Source organism: Collinsella sp. AF23-2 (assembly GCF_003459245.1).
Lineage (GTDB): Bacteria > Actinomycetota > Coriobacteriia > Coriobacteriales > Coriobacteriaceae > Collinsella.
In genome coordinates, this window is the sequence record NZ_QRVG01000002.1 from 136,695 (window position 1) to 146,714 (window position 10,020).

The following is a 10,020-nucleotide window of genomic DNA, read 5'->3' on the forward strand; positions in this document are numbered from 1 at the left end:
GGATACTGAGGGTTCCGAGCAATCGCATGCTATGGCTCTCATTAAGAATACGGGCATCTTTGCTATTGGCACATTCGGCTCTAAGATTCTCACGCTTCTGATAATCCCGCTTTGTACTCATTATATCGCAACGGACGACATGGGCATCTATGACATGGTCTATACCATAATTGCCCTCCTGCAACCCATTGCAGTTCTTGCTATTCCAGAGTCGCTGTTCCGTTGGGTTATTGATGCTAAGGCCGATAAAAAAAGCGTCTACTCGACTTGGTTGGGTCTCTTTGCTGGGCTTACAGCGGTGTTCACGGCGATATTCTGGATCTGCTGGCTTATTGTCGACTTTGCCGATGCGGGTCTGATGTATGTCCTTGTCGTATTGAGCTGTCTTTATCAGAGTTTTCAGTACGGCACGCGTGGCCTTCATAACAATAAGTTGTTCGCGATTTCTGGCATCGTTTACTCAATCGCGTACTGTCTTGGCTGTTTTCTCCTGGTCGCCGTCCTGAATGTGGGATATCACGGACTTCTTTACGCGATGCTGTCCGCCACAGTCGTAGCATCGCTATTTCTGGTTGTTCCGCAGAGAGAACTCAGATCGTTTGCGGCATCCGGCATTAATGGGGAAGTGGCGTTGGAGATGCTGCGCTACTCGCTTTATTTGTTGCCCAATCAGCTGAGTTGGTGGGCGATGACTATGCTCGGGAGACTGATAATTGTCGGCTTCATGGGCTATTCCGCAAATGGCATCTTCTCCGTGGCGATGAAGTTTCCCTCCGCGCTCTCGATGATTTCCAACATTTTCACCCCCGCTTGGCAGGAGCAAGCAGTTATGCTCTTCAAGAAGAAGGGGAAGGACGAGTATTTCTCGAAGGTATTCAACCAATACGCCATTTTGCTTGCTACTTTGCTCATCCCCGGCGTGCCTGTGACCAAGCTCTTTGTCCAGTTTGCCATGGATCCTTCTTACTTTTCATGCTTTAACTACGTAGCACTTTTATACCTAGGCGCCGCCCTCAATGCGCTTTCTGCGTTTGTGGGAGTACTATATATGTGTGCCAAGGACACCAAGGGCGCTGCCAGTACTACGGTCATCGGCGCCGCCGTGAATATCGTTGCATCCCTTGCGCTTGTTCCCTTGATAGGTCTTATGGGGGCGGCACTTGGCAACTTCCTTGGAAATGCAGCCATTCTCGTTGCTCGCTTGAAGCAAACCCATAGATACTGCACGATGACTGTTGACTGGAAGAGGATTTTGGCTTACGGAGTGATTGTCGTTGTGGTTTCGCTTCTTGCGGCTGGTCTCAACTCGCTTCCTTCGATTTGCGCACTATCCCTCTGCTGCGCAATTGTCTTCTATTTTGCTAACCGCAGCTCCGTTAAGACTCTCAAGAGTTTCCTTAATAAATAGCATTGTGGAATAATTTTTCGGTTGAGCAGGGAAACTAGCTGTTAGCACCGGGCGATTTTAACCACTGCTAAAAATAATTTTTGACCATTTCCGCTCACCGAATATTGACCACCACGTCCCTGCTGCCACCTGACGTTTGCGGTATCTACGCGATAACGTCAGGTGTGCAATTGTGACGAACGAGAACTTAGATGGCCCACGGTAAGATATAATCGCGACGCCCTGTGAAATGTCAGTAGAGGAGGGGGTAGGCCCGCAGGTATGTAACATTGCGGAGTACTACAGAAAGACAGAGCTTGCTCGCTTCCGGACGAGGACGATCAGGAGCACGGGTTCAGGGCCCTGCCTCATGGGAACATCGGGAAGATAGCTTCAATTGCACATTGGATATTCCAATTATCCTTATTTGTTGACTTGAGAGTCGGCTGCCGATCGATTACGTAAGAGTCTCCTCCATTCACCGACTGACAAAACGATTTACACCTAATTATTGGCGCTGCTCAGGGACATTTTCTTTGTTTGTGCCTTGATCTCGCTAAACTAATAACTGCTGCTACCAGGGCATTTTCTGGTGCACATTCTATTGGCTCCTGCGAAGATCGGGGCGGGTATGTTTGCTGCCGAGTCCTACATCAGCCGTCATTACATTGCGATTGTTGCCATGGCCTGCCTATGCGTTTTGCTGGGCGGGCCTTCTTATGCCGCGGGCGCGGAGAGCCTCATCATCGCGGGCGCGACGTACTACGAGCCGGGCGTGTCGGGCCTCGGCTGGGCCTGGACCGATGCCGACAACCTGGAGCTTAACGGCTACGCGGGCGAGGCCATCGGCGCCGACGGCAACCTGGTGCTGGCGCTTGCCGGGCAAAACTCCGTGACGGAGTCGCATACGCCGGATGCGGACATCACGCTGTGCGGCATGGAGGTGTGGGGCAACCTGACGCTTCGCGGCACCGGGACCCTGACGGCGACGGGCTCGCAGTGCGGGATCCACGTCTCGCAGGCGCTCGTGGTGGACGGTTGCACCGTCGACGCCCGGGCAGGCGGGGCCGATATAACGGACGAGGCGGTCGCCGGTGTGATCGCAGGCGACATGGCCGTGCGCGGCGGCGGACGCGTCGTTGCCGCGGGCGCCGGGTCCGGAGCGGGCGTGCGCGCCTACGGCGTGTATCTGCAGGATGCGGGCCTTGGCGCTGGCGCGACCGGCTGTCGGCTTTCCGTCGACGCCTCGTGGCTGGATGCGAACGGTACCGATGGCGGCGTTGCATGCACGGGCGGGTCGCTTGTGTCCGCACGGTTTGTGGCGCCTGCTGGCGGGACCTTTGGTGCAGGTGGCGTGGTGGATGCCTCCGGTGCGGTGGCGCCGCATGTGGTGATTGAGCCCGAGGGCGCTACGTCCCCGGCGGGGGAGGCAGACGGGGGCGGTGTGCCTGGCGATAGCGTGAACAAGTCTCCCACCGATGCTAACCCCGCTGCCGGAGAGCTCACCACAGGGCCCACGGCAAATCCGGCGCTGAAACCCGCGGCCACGACAGCCAAAACAACAACGACAGTAACCAAGACCACGGTGTCCACGCCGTCCAAGTCCAGGACCGCCATCGCGACCACTGCGGTACTCCCCAAGGCCGGCGACAGCAACTGGATCGCCGCGTCCGTGGCGCTTTTCCTACTGGGGACAGTGCTCCTGACTGCCGTATATCGCTGCTGAGGCGGCGCGACGCATCTTGCTGCAATACAAAAACTCCGTTGAAGCTTTGAGGGCAACACTTCCGGATAGGGGGCGTTGCCCTTTTCGCGCATGCAACATCTGATGTGCTAGCCATATGCGATTTCGCACTGAGAATGGAGCCGAGTAGCTTTCTTCAAAATAAGATCACCCAATACCTTTCTTCCGGACCAGCGCTAACTTGCACTTTTTGGTGCTGAGAGATTCTGAGACGCATGGGTGGCATTCGCACTTGTCTGGAGACCATTGGGGGAGCCGTCGGATGAAGTCGTCATCAAGGGCGGAAGCCGCTGTCATCGAGGTTATCAGCAATGAGGTTAGAAGCCGATAAGTATCTAACCAGCATCGAGGGATGGGATTACCATAGGGACGAAGGCGTTTTGCTTGAGAGGATCATAAACCGGCCCATCGCACAAGACGGGCAATGGGCCATCTGATATCAACGTTGGGCGATATGCAATTCGCCTTGACAGCATAGGAGGTGCAATTGGAACGCATAGTAACTAAGCCAACCAGAATCGATCTGCATATCCATTCTGCTGCAAGTGTCGTCACAAAGGACAAAGGCAAGAAGGAACTTTCCGATTGCGACAAAGACCATGTTAACGTGCTGCTTCGCGGTTTGGAGGCTCATGGCATCAACATGTGTGCAATCACTGACCACGATTGCTTTGACAAAGACCTTTACTTCGCTTTGAAGGAGAGGGAGGGGGATGGCTACCTAAACAAAGTGCTTCCTGGTATTGAGTTCAGCGTATCGATTCGCGCCGATGGCAAGAAGCCGACCGTCGTCCATATCGTTGCCATCTTCGATGACCGGCACCCCGATCTGATTGACGGCATCGCCGAGGTCGTCTGTGATGAGAACGGGAAACCGCGCTACGACGATCTCAATAATGGCGCTTTCACCGAAGACGGTTTCGCCAAGGTCCTGAGGGACATCGGCCTCAACGCCGTCCTCATCGGACACGAAAAATCGGCCGGCCAGGAAGCGAAGCGGGACGTGAGCAGTCTCGGCGCGAATTGCGCCAGCGAAGTAATTTTGACCGAGTTTGTCGACGCGGTCGAAATTCTCAACAAGCGGCGAGAACTCGACATCAAGAGGCTCATCGAGACCTATCCCAAAGATGCCGTTCCGTTTGTTGTCGGGAGCGATTGTCATGATTGGGCGACATATCCAGGGAAAGAAGGCGGTGAGATTTCATTCTCCAGCCTGAAATGCCTGCCAACTTTCGAAGGTCTGCTCATGGCAATCACCGACCCCTCGAGAATCAAGGTCGGCGACTGCTCGTTCTTCAGCGCCAGCTCCTCGAAGCTCGACTCGCTTGAACTCTCAATTGATGGCAAGTGCTTTGACATACCGCTTTCGCCCGGAATAAATGCGATTATCGGCGACAACTCCATAGGCAAGTCGATGATGATTCACCGCATAACCGGTTGCCGTCATGTGGGCGATTCCAAGTTGGTCGACGGATACGAGGCCTATTGCGCGAAGGAGGGCATAAGCGTCGATACCCTTCTCCCAGATGCGGCTGAGTTCAAGTTCGACGATCAAGACAGCGTTCGTAAAACCCTCGAAGAGCTGCATTCGGGGCAGGGGCAAGACGATTATTTTGGTAAGTATTTTCAATCCCATGTTGATGTCGACTCTATCAAAGATTCGCTTAAGCGCTTCTTCGACGAGTGCGTTGTCGCCCTAGAGTCGAAAGCGCGCTTCAACGATGCGCTCCGTCGACTTGATAAGCATGAGGTGGTTTTGCGCGACCTACCAAAGTCCGAGATGCTTACCATCTCCCAATATTCGAAGAAGATCTCTTTTAAGGACATCGATGACCTCGGCTCCAAGTTGCTCTCCTGCAGGAGCGACCTTGTCAACGCCAGAGCAGATTACTCGAGACTTTTTAAAGAGATGGGACTTGAGGCTGCCGAGGCCCATGCCGATGCAATGGAGGCGTTGGCCAGGCTTCTCAAGCTTGTCGAGAAGCATAGGCTAGTCTACGAACGCGACGACGTGAAGACCCGAGCAGTCAAGGGCACTGCGAGCGAGGAGCGCAGAGTTCTTTCGAAGAGGAAGACTGACGAGCAGAAAACTATCGATGATTATTCGGCGACTCTTGACGATGTCTCTGGGAAAATTGCCGACGCAGTGTTGCTTGCCGCAAAACGACGCGACAGGAAGCTCGAGTATGCCGTTCCTGTTGACATTAGGGTTCCCAATCCTATGGGGAAATTCATATTTGTCTCCGAGCTTACTTCCGGTAAGACCGACGTAGACTACTGCAAAGCGGTGTTCGAAGAGGTGTTCAACAAGCCCAAGCTTTCGCTACTGTTAAATGGCATTCAGTCCGAGACTGAGTTGACTACGGAGGAAATAGCCGCAGCGGTAACAGGTGAAAAACCTTCTATGGCGACGTGCTACGATCAGATTCGCAACAAGCTTCATGCGGTAGTTGACCGTGTAACCGAGAGAAGGAAAATCACCAACAAGTCCATAGGCATCGACGCCGAACCGTCGCCTGGCCTGTACGGGACCCTGTACTTCGACCTTTTGGCGGAGGAGGACGCTAAACCAGGGATCTATATTATCGACCAGCCGGAGGATCAGATCTCGCAAGTAGCGATTAAGGAGCACGTCCTTGGCGCCTTTAAGAGGATGAGCGCCAACCGGCAGGTGCTGATGATTACGCACAACCCGCTCTTTGTCGTAAACCTCGATGTCGATAACGTCATCGTTCTCGCACGCGATAAAAATGGAATAATTGACGTGAAGAGTGGGGCTTTGGAATACGAATGCGACGACTACAAGGTGCTCGACCTTGTGGCCAAGACTGTTGAAGGAGGTGCTGACGTTGTTAAGAAACGACTCAAACGCTATGGCTCAGAAGGCATATAAGGTCGGGCTGAAGGATGGGAAGATCGCGATCGAGGGTGTTGACGACTTTTCCATTGATATCGAAGACCCGAAGCTGAACGTAGGGAAGTTGTACTCGGCCCTTTTCGCTGGAATCGACGAACCTACGACGATTTCCCTCGAGCCCGCGACTGAACTTAAACAGGATCGCAAAGCCTTCTCTTTCTTTGAAAGCTTGAAGAAGATCGTGGATGGCGCTTGCGAAAAGATGAATCCGGGTCTGGTTGATATCGCCAAGAAGTCTGAAGGGCTCGACGCCGACGACGTGACAAAGCGGAGCTGACGCCCTGCTGCTTATTCGCGAAAGCCAAGGGCAATGGAGACTTTCATGGTAACTATTGTTTGCGATATACGCGGTAGCGCGATTGGGCATGATGACATGTTAGTTGTCTAGGGTAATTTGGAATTGTGGATATGCGCGGCCATCAATAAGTGTGGATACTCAGAGCGTGGGTTTGACGAGGCCCAAGTTTGAAGATACTATTATGACAGTGATTAGGGTCCAGAAACTTTCGATGCCTGGAACCGGAGGGGAGCCTGCGGGTTCCCCCTTTTTTTCGGGAAGAGCGACGATGCCCAAAGAATTCCTCACCTACCAGCAGCAGATGGAGAAGCTCAAAAGCTCCGGCCTCAGAATCGAGGACGAAGAGGTTTGCCGGAGGGTCCTTGCGGACATCGGCTATTTCCCGGTCGTGAACGGTTACCAGTCGTTTTTCCGCGACCCGAGCACCCGGGTATACCGCGAAGGCGCCACTTTTGGAGACATCCTAGCGCTTTACGAGTTCGACGTAGAGCTCAGGGAGATAATGCTCGATGCACTGCTCAAGGTCGAGGCGAAGATCAGGTCGGCGCTAGCCTACGAGTTCTGCGCTGTATATGGGCGAGTCCCAGAGTAAGTATCTAGACGCCCGCTGCTACGCGACATCGAAGGGCGCGAAGCGTGTTCTCCCGAAGCTGCTGAACATGCTTGATTATATCGCCAACAAGGATACCAGCCATGAATACCTCGCCTACTACCGCAGGGCATATAAGAACGTGCCGCTGTGGGTCACTGTGAACGCCATGACCTTCGGACAGATTTCAAAAATGCTCACGGCACTTAGGGACAACGAGAAAGCCAAGATCGCCAAGAGATTCGGGGTCGGAAATCCAAAGGAACTCTCTTCGTTTATCCGCGTGCTAGCCCTCTACAGGAACGTCTGCGCGCATGGAGAGCGTCTCTTCTTCCACAGGTGCCACGTATAGATTCCTGACACGGCCTTGCACGCCAAGCTCGGCATCGAAAAGATTGGGCCGGATTACGTTTGCGGCGAGGTAGACGTCTTCTCGGCAGTGATCACCCTTCGATACCTCCTGCGCGACGACGAGTTCAAGGCATTCAAAGCTAAGCTCGTCAAGTGAGTTAACGGATACTTGTCATTGGATGAGAGCATCGGCGAGGAGCGCCTCCTTGAGGCCATGGGGTTCCCAGTCGAATGGAAGAAGATAACCAGGTATAAAATTTAAGATCGACCCACCTAAAAGCAAAATGGCTTAGGATCTATCTAACATGAACCACGAATCGGATCATACAGTTGAGGCTGCCAAGAAAGTAATAGACGCCGGCCTTCTTGAGCTGTTCGAGCGCCTGCAAGCTGTTAAGCATGCAGGCGCTCGAATCTAAGTACGATCCATGACATGAAACCTGACCGACGCACAACGACGGCTTTCCATGTCAAAAGGACACTGAAGTGTGAGGTGGTTCGAGTCTCGCTAATACAAATAATCAGCAGTTCAGGTCTTATGGGAATAATTTTATTCGCATCGCGTTGCTTCTAAGCGGTTGTTTATACCTGGATGTATACACTAAGGAGGCAGCAATGCTTTTGAGCTATGTTCAGCTAGATGACGGCGCTCAGTTTGCCTACTCAGAAACACGAGATGACGGGACCGTTCGCGTACCCGTCGAGCGTCCGGTTGACTTTGGCTTTGACCATGCAGAATGCTTCTTGCCTGCGGTTAATTGGTTCAATGTCGAAGGTTTTTCTACTGACGATCTGGATTTTTTGACCGAGTTCGTTAGATCAAACGCCCCATTTATCTTCGAACTTGCAGAACGGCAAAAAACCGGATCGGCGGTTTCGGCGCTGGCCCCCTGACGTTCTACTGTTGAACGGCAAATAACACATGATTTCGCCTACAGACATATCCACCGTCGCCTCCCGCGTGCTGGCTCAATACGACGTCAGAGAAGCCTATTTATTTGGTTCGTTTGCCCGAGGCGAGCAAACGCCCAATAGCGATATTGACTTGCGCCTAGTCTGCGGCAACACCATGACGTTCGGCACGCTTTACGAACTCTCCCATGAGCTCGAGAGGGAACTTGGGCGAAAGGTTGATATCGTCACCAACCCACCAGAGCACATGCGCCTGCCCTTCCGCAAAAGTATCAAGCAAGATGAGGTGCGCATCTATGAAGCAACATGTGCGGGACGATGAGTTTGCGAATATCATCCTGCTATCTGATCCTCCCGATGTACTCAACGTTGAGAGCCTAAAGGCCATCCGCGATGGGGATGCGTTGATAGCCACGGGAAAGCCCAGCCGGTCTAACGCAAAAATAGCTCGCCACCCAATCGGGGGTTTACTTCGCGCTATACAGCTCTACGAGCAGATCCGACTCGACCTACGCCGTGCCTCGCTCTCTTCGGCATTGGCGCTCGCAAAGACCCTAAACTGCGCCATCGAAGACCCTGTCAGGCAACCGGTTGCTCTGGAGTACGATTCGAAACCCTGTTCATCCGAAACAATCAATAGTAAGAATATTGCTGTTTAACTTTCCTTTACGTACGTATTTAAATGAAACTATAATACGTATTAGAGACAGATTTTAAAGGAGGTTGCTATGGTTGCCGTGATAGACAAGAAACTCGTTTTCGGACGCGAACAGGTGCTGACTTCGACGCAGGCAAGCAAAAATTTTGGCGAAGCGAGACGTCGCGCTCGAAGAGAACCGCAATTTGTCTCAGACAGGAACGATGGCATCGATACTGTTATCGTTGGCTTCGACGAGTTCGAAGCGATGGCGGTCGAACTCGAACAGCTCCGAGAGGAGCGCCTGCACGCTATAGCCGCTGCAAGGCTCGCGCAGGGCGACACTGATTCGAATCGCAAGGGCATTCCGTTCTCCGATACCGCGGGACGTGAGAGGTTCGAGGCCATGCTAGAAGCCGAGGCAACCGATCCCATTTCCGACGAGGAGCTGTTCGAGTGAGCGTGGCTAGGTTTAAGGTTGAGTTTTACGACAAGACTGCCGAGAAAGAGTATCTGTCACTCGATGGCTCGGTTCGCGCTATGGCGGACAAAGGTATTGCGCGCCTTGCACTTCGGGCCGATGAAATTGGCAAGCCGCTTTCGGGTCTTCTTGCAGGTTGTAGGGAACTTAAGTTTCGTACTGATGGCATTCGCGTAATTTATCGCATCCGCGACGGGCACGTCGAAGTAGTTCAAATCATCGCAATAGGTGCAAGGGACAAGGTCAAGGTTTTCGACCTGACATCTAGACGCTTGGACAGCGATGATTGATTGCCTCAAGAATATCAATTTAGGTTGCATGGTCGAAATGCCCGGGTTAAACGCACGGATTCAGTCAGCAGAAGGACGGCGTGATGAAAACGTTAAATGCAACGACATGCCCTGATAGTTGTTGCAGCAATTATCCTGAAAGCATGACTTTTGACAACTGTACAGAAGACGCAACCGACCCTATCGTGCCGAAAGCACCCCGTACTTTACCCGATGATCTGGACAGCATCGCCTTGATCGACGAAGCTGCCACCCCGAGACGTCGTGGTTCAAGCTGTAAAGCAGTGTTGAGCTGCGATTTTAGTGGTTACGGCGTTTGCCATGGCGCGGCTGACGCGCACGAATTGGTTGATTTCCGATCTCAGCCGAACATATTGAGCAAATAGGCCGTTCCCGCACCTAGCCGAACGCCCC

12 protein-coding genes are annotated in these 10,020 nt (G+C 53.0%); all 12 read left to right on the forward strand.

Annotation, left to right across the window (positions count from 1 at the left end):
• Positions 1 to 31 precede the first annotated feature (31 nt).
• Positions 32 to 1,408 carry a lipopolysaccharide biosynthesis protein gene (locus DWY03_RS02185; RefSeq protein ID WP_147335434.1) on the forward strand — a complete coding sequence of 459 codons (1,377 nt, stop codon included), beginning with the start codon at positions 32 to 34 and terminating at the stop codon, positions 1,406 to 1,408.
• 610 nt (positions 1,409 to 2,018) lie between these two features.
• A complete protein-coding gene (locus tag DWY03_RS02190; protein ID WP_117839784.1) occupies positions 2,019 to 3,113 on the forward strand; it encodes a hypothetical protein in 1,095 nt (364 codons plus the stop codon).
• A gap of 505 nt (positions 3,114 to 3,618) precedes the next feature.
• Positions 3,619 to 6,024, forward strand: coding sequence for a PHP domain-containing protein (locus DWY03_RS02195; RefSeq protein WP_117839785.1), 2,406 nt, complete (start codon positions 3,619 to 3,621; stop codon positions 6,022 to 6,024).
• Positions 6,005 to 6,325: a hypothetical protein gene (locus tag DWY03_RS02200; RefSeq protein WP_117839786.1), complete on the forward strand. Its 321-nt coding sequence runs from the start codon at positions 6,005 to 6,007 to the stop codon at positions 6,323 to 6,325. The genes DWY03_RS02195 and DWY03_RS02200 overlap by 20 nt, the downstream gene beginning before the upstream one ends.
• A gap of 289 nt (positions 6,326 to 6,614) precedes the next feature.
• Complete coding sequence (locus DWY03_RS10290) at positions 6,615 to 6,938, forward strand: Abi family protein (protein ID WP_158558602.1); 324 nt, start codon at positions 6,615 to 6,617, stop codon at positions 6,936 to 6,938.
• Positions 6,919 to 7,287, forward strand: coding sequence for an Abi family protein (locus tag DWY03_RS10295; protein WP_117839788.1), 369 nt, complete (start codon positions 6,919 to 6,921; stop codon positions 7,285 to 7,287). Before DWY03_RS10290 ends, DWY03_RS10295 begins: the two co-directional genes overlap by 20 nt.
• A gap of 614 nt (positions 7,288 to 7,901) precedes the next feature.
• Positions 7,902 to 8,180, forward strand: a complete 279-nt coding sequence (locus tag DWY03_RS02215) for a hypothetical protein (protein ID WP_117839789.1) — start codon at positions 7,902 to 7,904, stop codon at positions 8,178 to 8,180.
• A 28-nt stretch (positions 8,181 to 8,208) separates the two neighbouring features.
• A complete protein-coding gene (locus DWY03_RS02220) occupies positions 8,209 to 8,520 on the forward strand; it encodes a nucleotidyltransferase family protein (protein WP_117839790.1) in 312 nt (103 codons plus the stop codon).
• Positions 8,495 to 8,857 carry a hypothetical protein gene (locus DWY03_RS02225; protein ID WP_117839791.1) on the forward strand — a complete coding sequence of 121 codons (363 nt, stop codon included), beginning with the start codon at positions 8,495 to 8,497 and terminating at the stop codon, positions 8,855 to 8,857. The genes DWY03_RS02220 and DWY03_RS02225 overlap by 26 nt, the downstream gene beginning before the upstream one ends.
• A 69-nt stretch (positions 8,858 to 8,926) precedes the next feature.
• Positions 8,927 to 9,295: a hypothetical protein gene (locus tag DWY03_RS02230; RefSeq protein WP_117839792.1), complete on the forward strand. Its 369-nt coding sequence runs from the start codon at positions 8,927 to 8,929 to the stop codon at positions 9,293 to 9,295.
• 2 nt (positions 9,296 to 9,297) lie between these two features.
• Positions 9,298 to 9,606: a type II toxin-antitoxin system RelE/ParE family toxin gene (locus tag DWY03_RS02235; RefSeq protein ID WP_147327731.1), complete on the forward strand. Its 309-nt coding sequence runs from the start codon at positions 9,298 to 9,300 to the stop codon at positions 9,604 to 9,606.
• An 83-nt stretch (positions 9,607 to 9,689) separates the two neighbouring features.
• Positions 9,690 to 9,992, forward strand: coding sequence for a hypothetical protein (locus DWY03_RS09985; protein WP_147335435.1), 303 nt, complete (start codon positions 9,690 to 9,692; stop codon positions 9,990 to 9,992).
• Positions 9,993 to 10,020: the final 28 nt, after the last annotated feature.